The sequence below is a fragment of the Acinetobacter sp. 24-47-67 genome, from assembly GCF_056779735.1.
This window is the reverse complement of the sequence record NZ_JBWYIK010000014.1, coordinates 22,385-44,409: the sequence shown is the minus strand read 5'-3', so window position 1 is coordinate 44,409 and position 22,025 is coordinate 22,385. Positions and strand designations below refer to the sequence as shown.

Genomic DNA, 22,025 nt, shown 5'->3' with positions numbered 1-22,025 from the left:
ACTCACTCTTTTGCTTTTTTAAGCGGATTTTAATTCAGGACTATAACGATTTTTTTCCTGAACCGTCATGGACTTAAGGAAGGCTGGACGACTGAAAACACGCTGGCAATATAAATAAAACGGGCGGCATTGTTGCTTTGGAAGCTCAATACCCATCGTTCTTAACCGTATAAAAATCGGTGCCAACATGCAATCTAAAATTGTAAATTGTTCAGACATGAAATAAGGATAGTGCTGAAACAAAGGTGTCAGCGAGATAAGCGTATCTTTTAACTTTTTTTGAGCTGCCTTTTGTGCGTCAACATCAAGTGTGTCTGGGTGGCGCAACATATCATCTGCAAGTTTTAACCAGTCATTTTCAAAACGCCATATATATTGGCGTTGTTCTGCACGTGGAGCAGGAGCATCTGCATATAACTTATTCTGACGATAGCGATCATCTAAATATTCAGAAATGATGGATGTATTGAAAAGTTTTAACTCATTTTCAATCATCATCGGGAGTCGATTGTATGGATTTAAACTCGCAAGATCCTCGTTGTCTTCGTCGACAATAAATAAATTGTGTTTAATTTGTTTTTCTGCCAGTAAGAAGCGAATCCAATGCGATCGAAAGTCATCTGCATGACTATAAATGGTGATGCCTTGTAATGGGGTGGTTTCGACTGACATATTCCAATCAAAGTATTAATGAATAGATAAGGATACTAAAAAAGCACGCTAAAATCATCGTTTAATGAGCGATGCATATTAAAACACTTGGATTTTATATTGATTCGTATTTATGTCTGGAACGTTTTTTATTAACTTCTATCCTTGCATTGTTGAAATTCAATCTTTAACTTTTTTATCCAAAGCGATGTAAAAAGCCGATCTTTAAATCGGCCTTGTTCACTAATGTATGATTCCACTCCACCATTGACGGACGTCGCGATTGTTAGTTAATGCACTTGTGTCGCCTGGTCTAAGTTTATAGCCACACTTGTAAACCACTGAGAATTTTTGACCTAAAGATCGATGTACCAGACTGTTATTTTGTACAGGGTATCCATCTGAGCATCCAACTAACTCTAATGCTTTATTTATGTTTTCATATGAAGACATTAATCTTTGTATGGGTCCATCACAAACATGCTTACCCGTATTGGATTGCCAGCACACGGCTAAAGCATCTATCGATTGTGAGTTATTTGCTTGTGCAATATTGGATGTACCTAATATTGTAGCGGCTACGGCGAATGATAAACATATTTCCCTATTTAACATTTTTATCCCCTTAATTTAAAAAACTGCATGAAAGTATTTTTTAATGAAGTTATAAAAAGTTAACAATCCTCAAATTGGGATAGATGATTAAGCATATGTTTGTTTAAGTCAGTCAAAATAGAGCAATAAAAACTAGCATCTTTTTATTGATATCAGCGTTTAATATTCATTTTAAAGTATCGTGTACGACTGATTTTCATGAGTAAGGGAAAATATAAAGATGAAAAAAAACCTTGGCATAAGCCAAGGTTTTTTTGTCCGAATTCGGAAAACGAATTAACGTTTAGAGAATTGTGGACGTTTACGAGCTTTACGTAAACCAAGTTTCTTACGTTCAACTTCACGAGCATCACGAGTAACGAAGCCAGCTTGACGAAGAGCAGGTTTTAAAGTTTCGTCAGCAGCGATCAATGCACGAGTAATACCGTGACGGATTGCGCCAGCTTGACCACCGATACCACCACCAGCAACAGTGATGTAAAGGTCATATTTCTCAGTAGCATCTAAAAGCTCTAGTGGTTGACGTACAACCATACGAGCAGTTTCACGACCGAAGTATTGTTCTAAAGAACGGTTGTTAATAACGAGTTTACCAGTACCAGCAGATAGGAAAACACGTGCAGTTGCGGTCTTACGGCGACCTGTACCATAGTTAGTAGCCATGTGCTGTATCCCTTAGATGTCCAAAACTTGTGGCTGTTGAGCTGTGTGAGGATGCTCAGCACCAGCATACACTTTCATTTTCTTGATCATAGCATAACCAAGAGGACCTTTTGGCAACATGCCTTTTACAGCGCGTTGGAAGATTTCTTCTGGCTTGTGAGCAACTAATTTTTCAAAGTTAGTTTCACGGATACCACCAGGGAAACCAGTGTGGCGATAGTATTTCTTATCAAGTGACTTATTACCAGTTACTTGAACTTGCTCAGCATTGATAATTACGATGTAATCACCAGTGTCAACGTGAGGAGTATAAGAAGTTTTGTGCTTACCGCGTAAACGACGTGCGATTTCAGTCGCAAGACGACCTAAAGTTTTGCCAGAAGCATCAACAACGTACCAGTCGTGTTGAACTTCAGCTGGCTTAGCGCTGAGAGTTTTCATTAACCACTACCTATTATAGTTGGTTTGGACGGTGGAATCTGTCCAAACAAAAAGGAGAGCGAATTCTAGCGGAAAAACACTAGAACCACAATCAAAATATTAAGATTTCGAGGGGCATATTCTATTTAATTTAGATTGAAAAGTATAGCGGTTTATTTAATCAATTTCTTTTAGAATGAGGAAATAATCATAATAATAGCTCAGAGTTTTGATGAGTTCACAAAATAATAATGATCGTTTCTCTCCTCCTGTTCATCATTCAGATTTATCTTCACGCCATGATCAAATCAAAGTGAGCAAGGTGACGAAATTTTTGACCGGATTTTTATTTATTTTTCTCGGAATATATTTAGCGTTAGGCATGGTGTTTGGCGCTATTTATGGAATCGATGTTTTAAGTGTCATTCTTATATATTCAATGTATGCACATTTTATGATTTTCCCTTGGATCATCTATTTAATCGGTGGCTTGGGTTTCTTGTGCATTAAAGATTCAGCATTTTATTCAGCGCGTTCAACGATTGGACGGATTCTTTTGTTGGGTTTGTTCTTCGTCATCGTGATTGTATGTGTATCCGAAGTCGCTCATGCTTTTGGTCTATTAGATGCAAGATTTCGTATGGATTGGCACTAAAAGACTCAAAAGAACGATTAAAAAAATCAGAGGGCTAAGATTTTACCATTTTGGTATTGTTGAACATCGTACATTCGATCTGTATTAAAATAATAAAAATCCTTGAATGATGATCGTTATGCTTCCTTTGTATGTCACCAGCGGTGAGCCTGCTGGAATTGGTCCTGATATCTGTTTAAGCCTTGCGCAACGTTTGGATGAGCGTCCACTCGTCGTGCTTGCTGATATACAAATGCTCAAGCAACGTGCAGAAAAACTTCATCTTGAAGTTGAAGTGATTGAGTATCAAGGGCAACAAACATCGTCAAAAGTGGGTCAGCTTTATGTGGAACATATTCCTTTAAATGAAACTGTAGTACTGGGTGAGTTAAATGCTCAAAATGCGAGTTATGTCTTAGAGCAACTCCGCCGTTCTGCAGACTATGCGATGTCAGGTAAAAGCGTTGGCGTGGCGACAGCACCTGTACAAAAGTCAGTGATCAATGAGGCAGGTATTCATTTCAGTGGTCACACTGAGTTTTACCAAGAGTTTGCTGGTGTATTACGCGTGGTCATGATGCTGGCAACCAAAACCTTACGTGTTGCACTTGCAACCACGCACTTACCCCTTCGTGCGGTTGCGGATGCGATTACAGCTGAGCGCTTGCATCAGGTCATCGACATTCTGATTCATGATTTAAAATCAAAATTTAAAATCGAATCTCCCAAAATTTTGGTGTGCGGTTTAAATCCTCATGCAGGTGAAGATGGTTATTTAGGAGTGGAGGAGATCGAAGTGATTAATCCTGTACTTGAACGCTATCGTGCGCAAGGGATAGACATGAGTTTATGTCTGCCTGCAGATACCTTATTTACACCAGAAAATTTAAAAGATGCCGATGCAGTTTTAGCCATGTATCACGATCAGGGATTACCTGTGTTAAAATCACAAGGATTTGGTGAAGCCATTAATATTACTTTGGGCTTGCCGTTTATTCGCACCTCTGTCGATCATGGCACAGCACTCTCCCTCGCAGGTACTGGACTTGCGAAAAACTCGAGCTTACATGTGGCTGTGGACTTAGCGCTCGATTTAGCGCGTTAGTGATCTTGTCTTAATTACACGTTGGAAATCTTTATGTATCAGATTAATGCCTTAAACCCGAAAGATGAAGGGCATCACACGCGTAAGCGTTTTGGTCAAAACTTCTTACATGACCAACGTGTCATTGCCAAAATTGTGCGTTCGGTGAACCCGCGTACTGGTGACAATATTGTTGAAATTGGTCCAGGTCTTGCTGCTTTAACATCGCCTTTAATTGGTGAATGTGATGCTTTGACTGTCATTGAATTAGACCGTGATTTAGCAGCTGGATTACCGGGTCGTGTACCGCATCCTGAACGTTTAACTATTGTGGAAACTGATGCTTTACGCTACGACTTCACTGAATTGTTTGATGGTCGTCCGTTGCGTGTTGTCGGTAACTTACCTTATAACATTTCTACGCCTTTGTTATTTCATCTCTTAGAGTTTGGTGACAAGGTCAAAGACATGCACTTCATGTTGCAAAAAGAAGTGGTCGATCGTATTACGGCATCACCAAATACCAAAGAATATGGTCGTTTATCAGTCATGATTCAGTACTACTGTAAACCGACATTCTTGTTTGAAGTGCCACCTGGTTCGTTCAACCCACCACCCAAAGTAACTTCTGCGGTATTTCGCTTAGAGCCGTATGATGTAAAACCAATAGTGGCGAAGAATGAAAAAGCCTTGGCACGTTTAGTCTCCCATGTATTTACACAACGCCGTAAGACACTTCGCAACAGTTTAAAAGGCATGTTGCAAGAGGAAGGATTTGAAAAAGCTGGTGTTGATCCAATGGCGCGTCCAGAAACATTAACACTTGCTCAATTTGTTGCACTTGCAGATCAAATGGTAGATGCATAAATGGCTGGTGAAAACATTCGATATAATTACGTGATTGGTGATGTTCAGGGCTGTTTTGAAGCTTTGAAAATGTTACTCAAGGAAATCAAATTTGATCCTGATCAGGATTTTTTATGGTTTGCGGGTGATTTAGTCGCACGTGGTGAAAACTCGATTGGCGCTTTACGTTTTATCAAGAAACTGGTCGATCGAGGCGTTGCTGCGACAGTCTTGGGTAATCATGATTTGACCTTGTTAGCGTGTGCAAGGGGCATTAAAGAGATTAAAGAGAAAGACAATACTCGTGATGTGATTGATGCGATTGACAGTGATGATTTAATCGACTGGTTACGCAAACAACCCTTATGTTTATGTCCAAATGAAAATATTGTCATTACACATGCGGGTATTCCACATATTTGGACAGTAGAGCAAGTGAAACAGTTTGCTCAAGAAGTTGAAACGGTTATTGCGCATGATGATTTTGATGTTCTGGATGCATTTTTGAAAGAAATGTATGGTAAAGAACCTACATTATGGTCAGATGATTTAACAGGACATGAGCGCTTACGATGTATCGTGAATTATCTAACCCGTATGCGTTTGACTGATCCAGAGGGTCGACTTGAATTTAGTTTTAAAGACGCTTTAGATGAGCCGATGCCAGCTGGCTATCAGCCATGGTTTGAATATGAGTCAAAAGCTGCTCAAACTCATCAAGTCATTTTTGGACATTGGGCTGCCTTACAGGGCAGAACAATATCTGCGCATATTCAGAATGTTGACGGTGGTTGTGTCTGGGGCAATCAATTAATGGCGTATCGTCTTGAAGATCAGCAAATGTTTGCTGTTGATAATCCTATGTTTGCATAGAATCTACTTTTGGTCGTTTTCGTCTAATAAAAAAGCCACTCATCAGTGGCTTTTTTATTTTCAGTTGTGGGTATATCAAGAGGTCGCTTTTAAAAAGTGAATAAAAGTAGGGAGCCAAACGGCTGTAAACGTTGCATTTACCGCCATACCAAATGCAGCATAACGACCAGCTACACTGCCTCGTTGCCAAGCTTGAGCTGTCCCAATCGCATGGGCTGCTAAACCGAGTGCTAAGCCTGAGGCACGCTCATCATTAATATGACGTAGTATGAGTGGTGAAAAAGCTGCGCCAATCACGCCAGATAAAATAACGATTAAAATGGCTAAGCTAATTGGTGCATGGAGTAAGGTCGCAATATTAATTGCGATTGGTGTTGTCACTGCACGTGTAGCGAAAGCCATAATGGTCGAATCTGCCATATGCAGTAGATACGCTAAGCCCATAGGCAATGCGACAGCACTGACACTAGCAAAAACTAATATTCCTAAAATGCCTTTTAGTGGTAAATCGTCATAACGCATCGCTGCAAGTGGGATCGCGAGAGCCACTGTGACGTATCCTAATAAATGATCAAAAATCGGATTGACATCTTTCATGTAGTGATCATAAGGAATACCAATAATCAGTAAGATGACGATCACAAAGAACATCCCGAATACAATGACAGGAATCTGTGGTACGACACGGTTACAGGGTTTTGAAATTAAATAGGCGAATAACGTAATAGCAAAGCCGATTAAAATTGCGAGCATATTTCTCTCCTATAACCAGCGTTTTGCCATTTTGGCGTAAACCCAAAGTGGAATAAGTGTACTTAACGTGAGTACGAGTAAAAAAAGAGGAATTTCTTTACCCATATGAACCAACATAACCAATGCCCCAGCACTAATTGGTAAAAATGCGAAAGCACTTTCTTTCATGATTTTATTATTTACATCGACAACTCTGGTTGGAAGAGTGCCAAATCTACGCCAAGCAAACAGTACAAGTAGTAAGGAAAGCAACCCGACAAGATTGCCCAGTTCGGGATGATTCAATTGAGTCATAAGCCAAACTGAACCTTCTCGGAAGCCAATAATAAGCACTATGGTGCCAATCCATGCTGGCCAATCTATCGTTTTCATCCACTGCATCATGATTATACTTTTAACATTATTTATCACGTTTTAACTGATTTATGATTTGATTTCAAACTCTTCTAAAGGTCTTTTAAATTGTTGCGCCTTATCACCAAGAATTTGATCAATTGGTAAATGTGCTTGTTTTATAAGTTGCTCTAATTTATGTGGCGCAATTTGAATATTTAAAATCAAATGACCTAGATCATCATAATGTTCAGACTGAATCACATTTAATTCATACAGTTGATTGCGTAATTTGCCATATTCAGGTCTGAGTGTGAGTTCAAATTGTTGTATTTGCCCCATTAAACACTCTTGAACGGCTTGTCGCAGTAAATCTAAACCTTGACTTGAGTGTGCTGAAACATAGACTCGATCAGGCAAATTGGGAGAAGCATAAATGATTTTAGGTTCTTCTCCCGTTTGATCAATTTTGTTGTATACGCGTAGTATTGGCACTTGAGCCCCAATTTCTTTTAGGACTTTTTCAACAGCATCAATTTGCTCAAGCTTTTCTGGACTATTTGAATCGATAACATGTAAAAGCAAAGTCGCCTCAAGTGTTTCTTCAAGGGTTGCTTTGAATGACTCTACTAACGAGTGTGCAAGATTGCGAACGAATCCCACTGTGTCAGCCAAGACCAATGTTCCAATGCCATCCCAATTTAATCTTCTTAAAGTTGGGTCAAGAGTTGCGAACAATTGATCTGCTGCATACACATCACTTTCAGCAAGAATATTAAATAGGGTGGATTTTCCTGCGTTGGTATAACCGACTAGAGACACTGTTGGAATAGACGCTTTTTGACGCGCTGCACGACCTTGAATTCGTGTTTGGCGGACTTTTTCAAGTTTGTCTTTGAGCTGGGTTATGCGGAGACGAAGTAAACGACGATCTGTTTCTAATTGTGTTTCACCTGGACCACGTAAACCAATACCACCTTTTTGGCCATCTAAGCCCATGCGACCACCCACTAAACGTGAAGCGAGATGGTCTAACTGAGCCAATTCAACTTGTAGTTTACCTTCATGTGTGCGTGCGCGTTGTGCAAAAATATCTAAGATAAGGCGAGTACGATCGATGACACGACATTGAATAACACGCTCGAGATTACGTTCTTGAGATGGTGTGAGGGAATGATCGAAAATGACAATATCAGCTTCTACCGCTGCAACAAATTCGGCGATTTCTTCAGCTTTACCCGAACCAATAAAAAATTTAGGGTCAGGTTTAATACGTTGAGCTTGTATATGTTCAAGAATCTCTGCACCAGCAGATTTGGCCAATAAACGAAATTCTTCTTGATCACGATCTTCTAATATTTGGACATTAACACTCACCAAGACCGCACGTTCATTTGCTTGATTTTGTCCAGTAACTTCCACTCAGCTAATACTCCACATCAAAACTCTAGTGTAGAGGAAATTGAACAATTGAGGGAAATAGATTTAAATTAACCTAAAGCAGTTTTGAACATAAGTATAAACGCCAGCATAAATAAAAAGACGCCACCGACAATTGATGCCAATGAGAAGAGTGCCGACCAGATGGGAATGACTTGATTTGATGGTGATTGAGTTGTAGTTTGCATAATTTTTAAATCTATAAATTCGATTTAAAAATTATATTTTATTGGGTATTTGAATTGAAATTGAATTTTCAAATCTATGTATACGGTTTTTATAATCAATGCATCTCTGGTGAGCTCAGTATAGAATGGAGCTATAGTGGATAACGCCTGTTATTATTTAGTGAAATAATTTATGACAACATTAAAGCCTAAAAAACTCAATTTATTTTCAAAAACAGCGCTATATAGCCAAAAAATCATCTCAGGTACTGCTGCTGTCACTGAAGGGTTTTATTTAATTTTTAGGCATCAAATGTATAAAAATCCGAATAATCCAAACAATACTCGCTATGTACAACATTTTTGCCGTCGCTTATGCAAAGTTTTTAATATCGATTTACAAGTACATGGCAACATTCCTCGTGAACCCGCATTATGGGTGAGCAATCATATCTCTTGGTTAGATATTCCTGTATTAGGTTCGAGTGCGCGTGTATTTTTCTTAGCAAAAGCAGAAATTGAAAATTGGCCGATTTTTGGGAAACTTGCCAAGGGTGGTGGAACACTGTTCATTAACCGAGGTTCAGGAGATTCGGTCCGTATTAAAGAGCAAATCACAGAATTTTTGAAGCAAAATATTCCTGTCTTATTTTTTCCAGAAGCAACCACGACTGATGGAACTAAAGTCAAAAAAGTGCATGGAAGACTTTTAGCTGCAGCTATCGAGGCTCAAAAACCAGTGCAAGTTTGTTTAATCTGTTATGTCAATCAAGAGGGGGAGTTAGATCAGGTTGCTCCCTTTATCGGAAATATTGGATTTACAGTGCATCTCAAAGCAGTATTGGAAATGCCTCAAGTCGTTGCACATTTAACAGCTTTGCCCACGATTGATGTTACTGGACATACAGTTGAAAGCTTAACGAGAGAAGTGCAACTCAGAATGCAGGAAGGATTGGAAGTATTACATCAAAAAGTACTCAAAGCTTAATCAGTAGAAGCAAAGCAGGGATCATGATGATCCCTGCTTTTTACATGAATCCTTCTATTGGCAACCACGAGATAACTTTCAAGCTTGCTTTTTGCCACCATTTCATTTTTGGTTCTTTGGTATAGATTTTAATACCTTCAGGTGTCGCTTGTTTCCAATTAATATTATTTTGTGAATCTAGAACTAATTTATAGGCATATTTTTTTAGGTTCTGATCCATGGTTTTATGCACAGCTTGCGCTAGGGGCTGGCTGTTTAAAATGACGCCAATTTCAGTATTTAAATTGGCTGAACGTGGATCAAAATTAAATGATCCGATAAATACTTGCTTATCATCCAAAGCCATCATTTTTGCATGCAGGCTTGAGCGACTCAGCCCTTTAAGGCTCACTTTGGACTGCTTAGAAATTTCAATATTATTTTTATTTTGGAATTCTTCTGGCAAAGCAGGGAGGAACTCATATAACTCTACGCCGTTTTGCAGTAAATCCTGACGATATTTCGCATAAAATGCATGTACAAGCGCAACATCATTGGCTTTAAAAGAGTTGGTCAGTACGCGAACTTTAACGCCATCTTGTGCGATCGCACTTAAGCGTTGCTCACCCTTGCGTTCAGGAACGAAGTAAGCGGAAATGATATCGACACTTTTTTCTGGTTTCTCTAAGCGTTCAACCAGTTGAAAGTTGAGATGTTCTTCTTTCTTAGCTTTCGCTTTGATTTTTTCAGGAGAATCTTTGATGACTTCTGCTTTCACCCAATCCAGCTTAATTTCTTGATTGAGCCAACGATCAAAATCATGAGATTCACGAGTAATTTCAACATAACTACGTACAGCACCATCATCAAAGTGCTCTTGCAGTTGCTGTTTTAAACCATCATAGCGCAATGTATATTGTTGATGATTGACAATATTTTTAACTGGATAGGCATATTCATGATTCCAGTACTCATCAAATGAGTGTGTAATATCACTTACTGCATGACCGACAAGCATGACATCAACATCTGAAAATTGATATCGGTCACTGACATTGTAGTATTGATTACTCATATTTCGGCCGCCAATCAGGGTAATTTGATTGTCAGCTGTAAACGTTTTGTTGTGCATCCGTCGATTGATACGTTTCAGATCCAAAATCATATCAACGGGTCTAAGGCGTCGGAATTTATAAGGATTGAATAACTTTACGTCAATGTTTTGATGTTGATCCAGCGCGAGATAAATACTTTCCATCGTCTTAGCGTTATTGTCATCCATTAACAATCTGACTTTTACACCACGATCAGCAGCTTGAATGATTTTATAAAGAGCCAATGCACCTACACGGTCGTTATCCCAAATGTAATATTGAAGGTCGAGTGTTTTTTCGGCTTTCTCAATTAATTGAAAACGTGCAGCTATCGCTTCGATTGGATCATATAAAACATGAAAACCTGTTAATTCAGGATTCTTAATTTTCAAAGGTTCGACAATTTGCGCCAATGAAGTGTCATGAGTGTCGATGTCATACGCATATTGAGGTGCAACAGCTTGTTGAGTGGGTAAAGTTGAGCATGCGGGTAAAGCAAGAATCAAACATGAACTCATGATGAAGCGCATTTTAAAAGATGTTTTCTTTTGGCGATTCAATTGTTGAGATTGATTCTTTTCCATGTGATTTGCTTGCATAATCTATTCTTTGAACTCAATGTGCTAAAGTATAAAGAGCACCATTTAAAAGATAAATGAACCACTCAGATTATTCGTCTGATTTAATGAAAGAGATTGAATATGTGGACAACAAATAACATCCTTGCTGCCTTCTATATTATTTTCTCGCTCTTCGCTATTTGGGGAGTCACGCAAGCATGGATGAGCCAATCTCGAACTGAAACCATACATCCATTTAAAGCCTTTGTTCATCTCTTGGCATTTTATCTTTCTTATTTACTTGTTCCGTTGTGGTTTTTTAGTATTTTTGCTACTTGGCAAGGTATATTTTCATTGCATGAAGGTGTGTTTATTTTCTTGTTGAGCAGTGTATTGATTTATGCACGTTTCATTGAGCCACATCGTGTAGTAGTGAATAACCTGAGTTACAAGTTAAGTTCGGCGCAACCCTTTAAACATCCGATTAAAGTGGCATTAATTGCAGACTTACATATTGGATTGTTTTCTGGGCATGAAAGACAACTGAAAATTATCGTGAATAAGATTAATCAAGCTCAACCAGATTTAGTAGTTGTGGCAGGTGATTGGACCTATGAACCAGAAAATAAGCTGGCAGAAGAGCTCCGAGTATTAAGAGAAATTCAAGCGCCTGTCTATTCTGTGAATGGTAATCATGATGAGCAATATCCAGGTCCACCGATTCAGGCATTATTAAAAGATGCGCTAGCTTCAAATCAGGTGATGGATATTGAAGGTAAGATTGTTGAGTTTGATGAGTTTAGATTGATTGGTGTGGGGGATTTGTGGGCAGGTAAGGCTGACATGCGGGATATGCCTGATTTACCACAAGATAAGCCGTGGTTAATTCTGTCACATAATCCGGATACGGTGGATATGGTGCCAAAATTGCCAACTCATCCGTTGATGTTGTCAGGGCATACACATGGGGGACAAGTGGAGCTTCCGTGGTTGACAGATTACATCATGAAAAAAGTGTCTATCTTGGGTCATAAACGTGGTTTATATAAGCATGAACATGCCAATGTTTATGTGTCCGTAGGTACTGGCATGGTAGGTGTTCCATTCAGATTCAGAGTACCACCGATGATTGATATCATTGAGCTCAGCTAATAAAAAAACCGGCTTAAGCCGGTTTTTTTATTAGCTGAAAGCATCAAATTTGATTATTCACATCATCATGTTTCGTTTCGCGAATCATCAGGAAAGCAATCAGTGAAAGGATTGATGCAGCCGTCAAATAATAGCCTACTGCAGACAAACCATATTCAGTTGCTAATTTCGTTGCAATCAAAGGTGCGAAAGATGCACCAAAAATACCAGCAAGGTTAAATGTTAACGCTGAACCAGTATAACGCACCGATGTCGGGAAGATTTCTGAAAGTACCGTACCGATTGGACCATAGGTTAAGCCCATAATCGCAAGACCAATACATAAGAATAAGAACACAATCAGTGTGCTTCCTGACTCCAACATGTCCGCAAAGAAAATACCAAAAATAGCAGAAATTACACACACCGCAATCGAAGTGGTTTTACGACCGAACTTTTCCGCAAAAATTGCAGAAAGGGGAATAAATGCTGCAAAACAAAGCGTTGCAACCAACTGAAGTTGTAGGAACTCTTCACGAGAGTAACCTAATTGTTTTGTACCCCATTGCAATGCAAATACGGTGGTTAAGTAAAAAACTACGAAAGTACAAATGGCTGCAATCGTTCCGAGTACAAGCATTTTTGAATGCTTTTTAAAAACTTGTACAAAAGGGACATTCACTTCTTTTTGTTTATCCAGCACGTTTTGGAATGCTGGCGTTTCATGCAACTTTAAGCGAATCCACAAGCCTACAATCACCAATAAGGCACTTGAAATAAATGGAATACGCCATCCCCATGACATGAATGTTTCTTCACTCATGAATGCCCCAAGCGTAAGGAAAGAGCCTGTGGCAAGGATGAAGCCGATTGGTGCACCAAGTTGAGGGAACATACCGTACCAAGCACGTTTGCCTTCTGGCGCATTTTCAGTTGCGAGTAGAACTGCACCTGACCATTCGCCACCTAAACCTAAGCCCTGACCTAATCGGCACAAAGCTAAAAGTAAGGGTGCCACAATGCCAATTTGCGCATAGGTTGGAAGTAAACCAATCGCAACGGTAGAAAGTCCCATGGTTAGCAAGGCTGCCACTAAGGTTGCTTTACGACCGATTCGATCTCCCAAATGACCGAATAGTGCGGCGCCGATAGGACGTGCGATGAATGCGATTGCAAAAGTTGCTAATGATTGAATCGTTGCTGTCATAGGATCTGTACTTGTTGGAAAGAACAAGTAGGGGAAAATAATGACTGCAGCTGTTGCGTAAATATAAAAATCGAAGAACTCGATGGTTGTACCAACGAGACTTGCAGTTAATACCCGAGTTTTAGAGTTTGCGGGTTGAGCTTGTTGTGATGCTGTATTAGACGCCATAAGAGACCTTACACTTACTAAAAATAAAAAACTTAGATTTAATAGCGTAATCTTTTTAAAAAAGGCGTAATTTCTTAAAAAAATACGAAATACCAACTCGCTCTACGGTGTTAGGGTTGCTAGACGATGTAGTTGAAGTGGTTATAGCACGTAAAGATAAATAGACAGGAAATGTGATCCTGCACCTATCAATACAAAAATATGCCAGATAGCGTGAGTGTATCTTACCTTTTTTAAAGCATAAAACAATGCGCCTATGGTGTAAGCAAGGCCACCAATTATAAGCAAGGTTAAACTTTGATCAGATAAATATGTGCGCATATCATCTATCACAAGTAATGCTAACCATCCCATTGCAAGATAGGCAAAAAGCGATATTTTTTGAAAATGGTGAATAAATACCAATTTGAATAAAGTGCCAATCGCCGCAATTACCCAAAGTGCAATTAATAAATAGTGAGCTTTTTGCGTTGGTAAAGCTATAGATAGAAAAGGCGTGTATGTTCCTGCGATGAGATAATAAATAGCCGTGTGGTCCAATTTTTTAAACCAACCCCGACGCTCAGGTGTTTCCGCAAAATGATAAAGACTAGACGCCGTAAAGAGTAGAACTAAACTAAGTCCATAGACCCAAAGCCCGATCCATTGTGCCATAGGATAAGCAGCACCTTTTATAATCAATAAAATGGCACCGATGACGGCCAAGACAGCACCAATGGCATGACTGATGAAATTAATTTTTTCTTCTAATGGATCATACGAAGCAGGAGATGCTTTCATTGTTCACTTACACATTTAATTATACATCTGTATCGTAATTGAATTTTGCTTTTCGCGTAAGACGCATTAAAATTTAATAGCATTTCTTTTTTTGGCACTGTTTATGACCGTTTCGGCATCCTCCACACCGCAAGAGCAACAATTTCTTGAAGCATTTCATCAAGCATTAGCTTCTCAGCGTTTTGATCGTATGATTCTGAGTCAGTATCAGGGCGAGATAGAAGCTTTAGAGAAGATGACTTTACGCATGATTCGATTACAAGATGAATGGATGCTGAATGTTCTGTATCGCTTTAAAACTCAAGATGTGACCAAAAATTTTCCAATTGATGAAGCTGATCCGTTGGTGAGTAAATTGGTCAGTGAATGCAAACAAGCCAATCTTTTTACATTGGACAGCGAGTTACAGCTCAAGAAAAATAAGAAAAAAGCGATCTTAACTCAAAGTAAAAAGGCTTCAGTCTCCAAGATCATTGAAAAATCACACGACCGTCAAAAACACCGTTTTGTTGAGCAAGAAAGTTATTTTCTTCAACCGTTGGGTATTACGGATCAAAAAGAACAAATTATTCCAAGCATGGCGCGTAAGTGGAAACAGATTAATAAATTTGTTGAGATTTGCTCAGGCGCATTAAACCAAATTCAAGTTGATCAGCAGCTCAACGTTGTCGATTTTGGCTCAGGTAAAGGTTATCTCACCTTTGCACTGTATGACTACTTACAAAAAAATGATTATAATCCTTATGTTACAGGTGTGGAACTGAACGAGAAAATGGTTCAATTCTGTCAAGATGTTGCCCGTAAATCAGATTTTAAGCATTTAGATTTTTTCCAAGGAGATGTACGAACTTACTCGCCTGAAAAACTCGATGTCATGATTGCGTTGCATGCCTGTGATGTAGCAACTGATTTTGCGATTCATACCGGTATTCGATTGAATGCGCAAATGATTATGTGCGCGCCGTGCTGCCACAAAGAGTTGAGACCTCAAATGCAAAGTCCCTCTGTATTAAAACCAATGTTGCAGTTTGGTATTCATGAGGGGCAACAAGCTGAAATGCTGACAGATACAATTCGAGCGCTATTGTTAAAAGCCTATGGTTACGAGACTAAAGTTTTTGAATTTGTGGCTTTGGAACATACCAGCAAAAATAAAATGATTTTAGCCACCAAGCGCAAAGATTTGAACGCACCAGATCAGCAAGTGTTAGATCAAATAATTGCATTAAAAAATATGTATGGTATTCAAAAGCACTCATTAGAGTTGCTTCTAAAAGGAGAGTGGGAGCAACAAAATATTGGTGAAAAGTGCTAACACACCTTTGGGAATTAACACATGAGTAATGTCTTCGATGTTCAAGTAGGTTCATGGTCGCAATTAAAGTGCTACGCGATGCAGATACGAGAGCAAGTATTTATTCTGGAACAACAAATTTCACCTGAAGACGAATGGGATATGGAAGATGAGACATCGATTCATTTCGTTGTTTTCCATGAAGGTGAGGCAATCGCCACGGCTCGACTACTTCAAAACCATAGTATTGGAAGGGTAGCAGTCATAAAGGCTTATCGAGGAAAAGGTGTTGGGTTTGAGCTCATGAAATTTATAATTGAGTTTGCTCAAAGGGAAAAGCGACCAACCTTGAATCTTTCTGCTCAAGTTCATGCATTACCATTTTATCAACGTTTAGGGTTTGAGCCCCAAGGTAAGGAATACTTAGATTGTGGTATTCCTCATGTTTATATGACGATGCAGCTTGAATAAAAAAACGGAGCCAATGCTCCGTTTTTTCATCACAAAATCAATGACTATGTGAACTTGATTCACCATCATGTGTATGACTGTGTTCGCCCATTGCTGCGTGTTCTTCTTCAGTCATATTGTGTCCAGTTGCACTAGCTTGAGCAGCTTTGTTGGCTTCGATTTTTGCTGCTGCTTCTTCAGACATCACAGGTGATGCTTTGAATGCATGATGTTCACTGGTTTCTGTTCGTTGTTTACTTGGCATATAGTCAGGTTCATTTTCAATGGCTACATAGAAAATCACCATAAATATAATACTTAAAATGATCGCGATAATTAGCGCTTTCCAACCCCAAGGAGATTTTTCTGGTGAAGAATGATCAGTCATAATGCTATACCAAGTTGGGTAAAATGAATCTGAGAATATGTTACTTTATAACACAGAATAGAAATATAGAAATGTTCACAACAAAATATTGTTGTATTTATAAGCATATTTTAATGATCACTATGTAAAAGCTGAAATGTTCGAATAGATCAGGCTTAGTGATATAAATGCCATAATTGATGCTAATAATTTCATAATGATATCCATTTTTCTTTGAGAACATAAATATTTCATAATGATGATAGCCAAAGAAATATACAGTCCTCCAATCAAAACTAAGACGAACATCGTCGCGACATATACACTAAAGATCTGCTCTAAGCTGAACATGGTATTAGCGGAAAGAAATGGGGGTAATAGTGCAATGTAAAACGTCATCGTTTTAGGATTGCTCATTGTGACAAGTAGGCCTTGTCCATAGGAGGTTTTGTAAATTTTTTTATTTGTTGGTGAAAATTTGAAATGATTTTGGTTCATTTCACGGATATTGGATGCCCAAATTTGTATTGCTATGTATAGTAAATAAAATGCACCAATCATGATAATGATCTGAATAATTTTAGGATCTATAAATTGGTGAAGAAATTTAATAAAGATAAGAGATAAGGTTAAATATAAGAAATCACCTGTGATTAATCCAAATAGAGTAAACCAGCCATGCATTTTGGTATTTTTAATTGTATTAATTAGAATTGTGATCATACCTGGCCCGGGTACAGCGGCAGCAATAGTCAGAGCTAAAGGATAAGTGCAAAAGTTTTGTTCTACAAACATGGATATCTTGTTTTTTTGTGAAGGTAAGAACATTTTCAATCAAATACAAAGCACAAAGTGATCGTTTTCGTTTGCCTTTTCTATTGATTGAGGTATATCCTTTCTATAAATAAAATAAAAAAGGTTAAAATTTTCATTATGAACTTTGATAGATTTGACAAAAAAATTTTAAGACTACTTCAACAAGATTCACGAGTGACCAATCAAATACTGGCGGAACAAGTCGGTATTTCTCCATCACCATGTTGGCGTCGTGTTAAACGATTAGAAGACGAAAAAATTATCAAAGGATATGGTGTTAACCTTGATAGAAGAAAAATTAATTTGGGTGTAATGGTCTTTATACGAGTGTCAATTGATAGACATAGTGAAGTTGAAGCCAAAAAATTTGAAGAAAAGGTTCAAGAGTTAGATAACGTAGTCGCTTGTTATAGTATTGGCGGAGATGCAGATTTTTTGCTTCAAGTTGTGTCTCGAGATCTCGATACTTATGCAGATTTTGCTATGAAAACAATTAGAAGACTCCCTGGTATCAAGGAAATGCAGAGCATGTTTACGCTCAAAGAGATTAAGACTTTTAAGGGATTTCCAGTTACTTTAGATTGAAAAACCTCTCCGAAGAGAGGTTTTTAGTTTATATCAATCAAATCGACTGACCAGACTGAACTTTGTCCTTGAGGAGTTGAGGTGCTTTAAAACGCTCACCATACTTCGCTTCAAGCTGATTCGCGCGGTCAAGCGCTTGTGCGAGTCCATATTGATTGAGGAACTGTAAAGCGCCGCCAGTCCAAGGGGCGAATCCTATGCCAAAAATAGAACCGATATTTCCATCAATGACAGACTCTAAAACACCCTCTTCAAGACAACGTAAGGTATCTAAAGATTGCACAAACAAGAAGCGATCAATCATTTCTTGCTCAGAAATATCAGTCTCTTTCGTCCAATGGTTTAAACCATCCCAAAGGTATTTTTTACCACTTTCAGGATATTCATAAAAACCAGCACCAGCAGCTTTCCCTTTACGCCCAAACTCATGGATCATTTGCTTTAAAACATCTTCAGCAGGGGAGTGTGGTAAATCTTTGCCTTCAGCCTGAAGCGCTTTACGCGTCTCGTTGGTCACATGCTCAGACAAGGTTAATGCGACTTCATCTTGGATTGCTAATGGACCGACTGGCATACCTGCTTTTAAAGCAGCCATTTCAATTTTGGCTGGATGTACTCCCTCAGCCAGTAAACGCAAACCTTCGTTGACAAAAGTACCAAATACGCGGCTGGTGAAGAAACCACGACTATCATTCACAACGATAGGTGTTTTTCCAATTTGTTGAACATAATCATAGGCTTTAGCTAGTGTCTCAGCTGAAGTCTCTTTACCTTTAATAATTTCAACCAACTGCATTTTATCAACAGGGCTAAAGAAATGCAGTCCAATAAAGTTTTTCGCATCTTTGCTTGCTGTTGCAAGACCTGTGATCGGTAAGGTGGATGTATTAGAAGCCATCACACCGCCGTCAACCAAATATTGCTCAGCTTCTTGAGTTACTTTGGCTTTGAGTTCTTGATTTTCGAATACAGCTTCAATGATTAAATCACAGCCTTGTAGATCGGATGCATTTGCTGTAGGGGTAATGAGAGATAAAATTTGTTCGCGCTTTTCAGCAGTCATTCGACCTTGTGAAACACGTTTATCTAACAGTTTTTGACTATATGCCTTACCTTTTTCTGCATTTTCAATCGATACATCTTTAAGGACGACTTGAATCCCCTTAATCGCTGTCGAGTAGGCAATGCCAGCGCCCATCATTCCAGCGCCTAAAACACCTACTTTCGTCGCTTGCCATTTTGCAGGCTCTTTAGGGCGGCTTTCACCTGATTTGATTGCATTCAGTCCATGCCAGAAAGTACCAATCATGTTTTTCGCAACTTGACCAGTTGCCAAATACGTAAAATAGCGAGATTCAATGGTTAATGCAGTATCAACATCTACCTGAGCACCTTCAACGGCAGCAGCCATAATGGCTTCAGGGGCTGGATAGCAACCTTTTGTTTTATCACGCAGCATCGCTGGTGCAATCGCAAGGACTTGAGCCACTTGAGGTGATGATGGCGTACCACCTGGAATTTTGTATCCTTTAACATCGAATGGTTGTTGAGATTTTGGATTTGCTTTAACCCAAGCAATCGCTTTATCCATGAGCTCTTGTTCAGAATCAGCCGTATCTTGAATTAAGCCTAGAGATTTTGCTTTTTCTACACCAAATTGTTTACCTTCCATCAAGAAAGGAAAAGCATTCTGCAAGCCGAGCAGTCGTACCATACGTACGATACCACCGCCACCTGGTAACAATCCTAAGGTAACTTCAGGTAGACCAAATTTCGCTTTAGGATCATTTAATGCAATACGAGCATGACAGCCTAGTGCGATTTCCCAACCACCACCGAGCGCTGTTCCATTTAATGCAGCAACAACAGGTACACCCAAGGTTTCAATATAGCGGAATTCCGCTTTCATTTTTTGGATCATGCCAAAGAATTCAGTGGCGTGTTCTGGTTGAGCTTGAATCAACTCATCCAAATCACCGCCTGCAAAAAAGGTTTTCTTTGCAGATTTAAAAATGATACCTGTAATGCCAGATTCGGCTTTCAGTTTTGTTACCGTCTCTTCCAAAGCAACTCGGAAATCTGCATTCATGGTATTGGCAGACTGATTAGGTGAGTCTAAGGTGAGAATAACAATGCCATCAGCATTTTTTTCAAATTGAATTGCACTCATTATTCTTCTCCTTATACCAATTCAATGATCGTTGCGATACCCATACCACCACCTACACACAGTGTAGCCAAGCCACGTTTTTTACCTTGACGCTCAAGTTCATCGAGCAACGTACCTAAAATCATGGCACCTGTCGCACCGAGTGGATGACCCATTGCAATTGCACCACCATTTACATTGACTTTTGCAGGATCGACATTGAGTTCATTAATAAAGCGCATCACTACAGCCGCAAACGCCTCGTTCACTTCAAATAAATCGATATCATCAATGGTTAAGCCAGCTTTTTCCAAAGCTTTGAGTGCCGCAGGTGCTGGACCAGTTAACATGATTGTTGGATCAGTTCCGACAAGCGCAGTTGCCAATACTTTAGCACGAGGTTTTAAGCCTTGTTCTTGAACCGCTTTTTCAGATGCAAGCAGGACAACAGCAGCGCCGTCTACAATGCCTGAAGAGTTTCCTGCATGGTGAACGTGATTAATCTTCTGAGCTTCTGGATATTTTTGTAATGCGACTGCATCAAATCCCATACCGCCCATCATTTCAAAGCTTGGATTTAATTTGGCTAAGCCTTCAACGGTAGTCGTTGGTTTGATGAACTCGTCTTTATCTAAAACGACAACACCAGCTTTATCTTTTACTGGTACAACTGATTTATTGAAGTAACCATTCGCTTGAGCCGCTGCTGCTTTCTTTTGTGAATCTGCAGCAAAAGCATCTACATCAGCACGAGAGTAGCCATCTAAAGTTGCGATTAAATCAGCACCAATCCCTTGTGGAACAAAGGTAGATTTCAGGTTTGTTTCTGGATCGAGTGCCCATGGTCCACCATCGGAGCCCATTGGAATACGCGACATTGACTCTACACCACCTGCAACGACAACATCTTCCCAGCCTGAACGAACTTTCTGTGCAGCAAGATTGACAGCTTCCAGTCCTGAAGCACAGAAACGGTTGATTTGAACGCCTGCTACATCATCATTCCAGCCTGCTGCAATTGCAGCAGTTTTAGCGATATCACCGCCTTGATCACCAATTGGAGTTACACAACCCAGTACGATGTCATCGACTTTAGAAGTATCGAGTTGATGGCGAGTTTGAAGTTCATTTAACAGCGTTGTGAGTAATGTGATTGGTTTTACTTCATGTAAAGAACCATCTTTTTTTCCTTTTCCGCGTGGTGTGCGAATGGCATCAATGATGTAAGCCTCGCTCATAATAGTTCCTTTTTTATAGGTTGAAATTGTTATGGTGTTTTGAGTGTAGATGATCTATGTGATTGTGCAATGACGAGAACGGATGAGTCGTTTGATATTTTTGGTCACTTAAAAATTAAATGTTTTAGATTGTGAAATGAAAGTTTTTGACGAATTAAAAAAAAATTGTATTGCGAATGCTTAGATTATAATTTTTCTATATCAAATCTTAGGCGTTTGATATGGCAAGCTTTACACCATAAGAGCCTTCATCATCTTCATTAACATACCAACCACCGTTAATTACAGCGGGCACTTTTTTATTGATAATCTGCCCTTTCAGCTTTTCTGCTTCTAATTTACTTAAATAGCCAACTGTTAATCCGTTGATTTCAACTTTGATTGCATTTGGATCGTATTGGTTAAATGGTTCTGACAGAACATGAGCAGTACATTCATGAAATTTAGATACAGATTTTTTTTGACCAGCTATTTTAAGTAAATTTTTTTGATATGCATTTTCTCCGACAATATTATAAGTGTACCGTATATCAGCTTTAGGTTGAGAACTGTGTGATTTTGCACTGTAAAAATAAAGCGCTATTCCAATCAAAATTGAGATTAAGATTGCAGTAAGTGTCATCTTATTATTCCTTTTAATATTCCGAATAGTTTAATTTCAACTTGAATATTTTTGCAAAATAAATAAGCACTTAAGTCCATTTGTAATAAAAAAAGCCTGAAAAATGTCAGACTTTTTT

General features: G+C 38.9%; 23 protein-coding genes. 9 read left to right on the top strand and 14 right to left on the bottom strand.

The features are described from left to right. Positions 1 to 18 precede the first annotated feature (18 nt). The 3 genes from AC1M9K_RS13600 to rplM all read right to left on the bottom strand — a co-directional run bounded on the left by AC1M9K_RS13600 (position 19) and on the right by rplM (position 2,370). Positions 19 to 672 (bottom strand): glutathione S-transferase N-terminal domain-containing protein, encoded by a 654-nt coding sequence (locus tag AC1M9K_RS13600; protein WP_481589553.1) that lies wholly within the window; start codon positions 670 to 672, stop codon positions 19 to 21. An 870-nt stretch (positions 673 to 1,542) separates the two neighbouring features. Continuing rightward, on the bottom strand, positions 1,543 to 1,929 hold the full coding sequence (gene rpsI / locus AC1M9K_RS13595) for a 30S ribosomal protein S9 (RefSeq protein WP_035270019.1): 387 nt from the start codon (positions 1,927 to 1,929) through the stop codon (positions 1,543 to 1,545). A gap of 12 nt (positions 1,930 to 1,941) precedes the next feature. Then, complete coding sequence (gene rplM / locus AC1M9K_RS13590) at positions 1,942 to 2,370, bottom strand: 50S ribosomal protein L13 (RefSeq protein WP_035270016.1); 429 nt, start codon at positions 2,368 to 2,370, stop codon at positions 1,942 to 1,944. 211 nt (positions 2,371 to 2,581) lie between these two features. Between rplM and AC1M9K_RS13585 the strand changes: the two genes are divergently transcribed. The 4 genes from AC1M9K_RS13585 to AC1M9K_RS13570 all read left to right on the top strand — a co-directional run bounded on the left by AC1M9K_RS13585 (position 2,582) and on the right by AC1M9K_RS13570 (position 5,786). Next, positions 2,582 to 3,004, top strand: a complete 423-nt coding sequence (locus tag AC1M9K_RS13585; RefSeq protein WP_481589552.1) for a hypothetical protein — start codon at positions 2,582 to 2,584, stop codon at positions 3,002 to 3,004. A 118-nt stretch (positions 3,005 to 3,122) separates the two neighbouring features. Continuing rightward, the gene (gene pdxA, locus AC1M9K_RS13580) at positions 3,123 to 4,088 is read left to right on the top strand and encodes a 4-hydroxythreonine-4-phosphate dehydrogenase PdxA (protein ID WP_481589562.1); all 966 of its coding nucleotides are present in this window, start codon (positions 3,123 to 3,125) and stop codon (positions 4,086 to 4,088) included. 33 nt (positions 4,089 to 4,121) lie between these two features. Further along, entirely contained in the window at positions 4,122 to 4,934 is an 813-nt protein-coding gene (gene rsmA, locus AC1M9K_RS13575; protein WP_035270009.1) for a 16S rRNA (adenine(1518)-N(6)/adenine(1519)-N(6))-dimethyltransferase RsmA, read from the top strand. Next, positions 4,935 to 5,786 carry a symmetrical bis(5'-nucleosyl)-tetraphosphatase gene (locus AC1M9K_RS13570; RefSeq protein WP_180028601.1) on the top strand — a complete coding sequence of 284 codons (852 nt, stop codon included), beginning with the start codon at positions 4,935 to 4,937 and terminating at the stop codon, positions 5,784 to 5,786. It abuts the gene before it with no gap. Between the two features lie 75 nt (positions 5,787 to 5,861). On the opposite strand, the gene AC1M9K_RS13565 is transcribed toward AC1M9K_RS13570, so the two are convergent. The 3 genes from AC1M9K_RS13565 to hflX are packed head-to-tail and all read right to left on the bottom strand — an operon-like array spanning position 5,862 to position 8,294. Next, positions 5,862 to 6,539 (bottom strand): LrgB family protein, encoded by a 678-nt coding sequence (locus AC1M9K_RS13565; protein ID WP_035270007.1) that lies wholly within the window; start codon positions 6,537 to 6,539, stop codon positions 5,862 to 5,864. 9 nt (positions 6,540 to 6,548) lie between these two features. Next, a complete protein-coding gene (locus AC1M9K_RS13560; protein ID WP_092768555.1) occupies positions 6,549 to 6,920 on the bottom strand; it encodes a hypothetical protein in 372 nt (123 codons plus the stop codon). Between the two features lie 42 nt (positions 6,921 to 6,962). Beyond that, complete coding sequence (hflX, locus tag AC1M9K_RS13555) at positions 6,963 to 8,294, bottom strand: ribosome rescue GTPase HflX (protein ID WP_481589551.1); 1,332 nt, start codon at positions 8,292 to 8,294, stop codon at positions 6,963 to 6,965. Positions 8,295 to 8,672: 378 nt separating this feature from the next. On the opposite strand from hflX, the gene AC1M9K_RS13550 reads away from it, so the two are divergent. Beyond that, entirely contained in the window at positions 8,673 to 9,467 is a 795-nt protein-coding gene (locus tag AC1M9K_RS13550) for a lysophospholipid acyltransferase family protein (RefSeq protein ID WP_481589550.1), read from the top strand. Between the two features lie 40 nt (positions 9,468 to 9,507). On the opposite strand, the gene AC1M9K_RS13545 is transcribed toward AC1M9K_RS13550, so the two are convergent. Further along, entirely contained in the window at positions 9,508 to 11,070 is a 1,563-nt protein-coding gene (locus tag AC1M9K_RS13545) for a phospholipase D family protein (RefSeq protein WP_481589561.1), read from the bottom strand. A 171-nt stretch (positions 11,071 to 11,241) separates the two neighbouring features. Between AC1M9K_RS13545 and AC1M9K_RS13540 the strand changes: the two genes are divergently transcribed. Then, positions 11,242 to 12,252 (top strand): metallophosphoesterase, encoded by a 1,011-nt coding sequence (locus AC1M9K_RS13540; RefSeq protein ID WP_035270000.1) that lies wholly within the window; start codon positions 11,242 to 11,244, stop codon positions 12,250 to 12,252. Between the two features lie 43 nt (positions 12,253 to 12,295). On the opposite strand, the gene AC1M9K_RS13535 is transcribed toward AC1M9K_RS13540, so the two are convergent. Next, positions 12,296 to 13,606, bottom strand: a complete 1,311-nt coding sequence (locus AC1M9K_RS13535) for an MFS transporter (protein ID WP_481589549.1) — start codon at positions 13,604 to 13,606, stop codon at positions 12,296 to 12,298. 141 nt (positions 13,607 to 13,747) lie between these two features. Then, the gene (trhA, locus tag AC1M9K_RS13530) at positions 13,748 to 14,386 is read right to left on the bottom strand and encodes a PAQR family membrane homeostasis protein TrhA (RefSeq protein ID WP_481589548.1); all 639 of its coding nucleotides are present in this window, start codon (positions 14,384 to 14,386) and stop codon (positions 13,748 to 13,750) included. A gap of 103 nt (positions 14,387 to 14,489) precedes the next feature. On the opposite strand from trhA, the gene AC1M9K_RS13525 reads away from it, so the two are divergent. Further along, complete coding sequence (locus AC1M9K_RS13525; protein WP_481589547.1) at positions 14,490 to 15,701, top strand: class I SAM-dependent methyltransferase; 1,212 nt, start codon at positions 14,490 to 14,492, stop codon at positions 15,699 to 15,701. A 21-nt stretch (positions 15,702 to 15,722) separates the two neighbouring features. Continuing rightward, positions 15,723 to 16,151: a GNAT family N-acetyltransferase gene (locus AC1M9K_RS13520; protein WP_092768513.1), complete on the top strand. Its 429-nt coding sequence runs from the start codon at positions 15,723 to 15,725 to the stop codon at positions 16,149 to 16,151. A 37-nt stretch (positions 16,152 to 16,188) separates the two neighbouring features. Here AC1M9K_RS13520 and AC1M9K_RS13515 read toward each other — a convergent pair whose 3' ends face one another. After that, on the bottom strand, positions 16,189 to 16,518 hold the full coding sequence (locus AC1M9K_RS13515) for a hypothetical protein (RefSeq protein ID WP_092768515.1): 330 nt from the start codon (positions 16,516 to 16,518) through the stop codon (positions 16,189 to 16,191). Positions 16,519 to 16,638: 120 nt separating this feature from the next. After that, positions 16,639 to 17,292 carry a LysE family translocator gene (locus AC1M9K_RS13510; protein ID WP_481589546.1) on the bottom strand — a complete coding sequence of 218 codons (654 nt, stop codon included), beginning with the start codon at positions 17,290 to 17,292 and terminating at the stop codon, positions 16,639 to 16,641. Positions 17,293 to 17,430: 138 nt separating this feature from the next. Here AC1M9K_RS13510 and AC1M9K_RS13505 point away from each other — a divergent pair, with 138 nt between their 5' ends. Further along, on the top strand, positions 17,431 to 17,898 hold the full coding sequence (locus tag AC1M9K_RS13505) for an Lrp/AsnC family transcriptional regulator (protein WP_092768519.1): 468 nt from the start codon (positions 17,431 to 17,433) through the stop codon (positions 17,896 to 17,898). Between the two features lie 37 nt (positions 17,899 to 17,935). On the opposite strand, the gene AC1M9K_RS13500 is transcribed toward AC1M9K_RS13505, so the two are convergent. The 3 genes from AC1M9K_RS13500 to AC1M9K_RS13490 form a co-directional block, all read right to left on the bottom strand. After that, positions 17,936 to 20,068, bottom strand: coding sequence for a 3-hydroxyacyl-CoA dehydrogenase NAD-binding domain-containing protein (locus AC1M9K_RS13500; RefSeq protein ID WP_481589545.1), 2,133 nt, complete (start codon positions 20,066 to 20,068; stop codon positions 17,936 to 17,938). An 11-nt stretch (positions 20,069 to 20,079) separates the two neighbouring features. Next, complete coding sequence (locus AC1M9K_RS13495; protein ID WP_481589544.1) at positions 20,080 to 21,285, bottom strand: acetyl-CoA C-acetyltransferase; 1,206 nt, start codon at positions 21,283 to 21,285, stop codon at positions 20,080 to 20,082. 208 nt (positions 21,286 to 21,493) lie between these two features. Beyond that, on the bottom strand, positions 21,494 to 21,907 hold the full coding sequence (locus AC1M9K_RS13490) for a hypothetical protein (RefSeq protein WP_035267937.1): 414 nt from the start codon (positions 21,905 to 21,907) through the stop codon (positions 21,494 to 21,496). Positions 21,908 to 22,025: the final 118 nt, after the last annotated feature.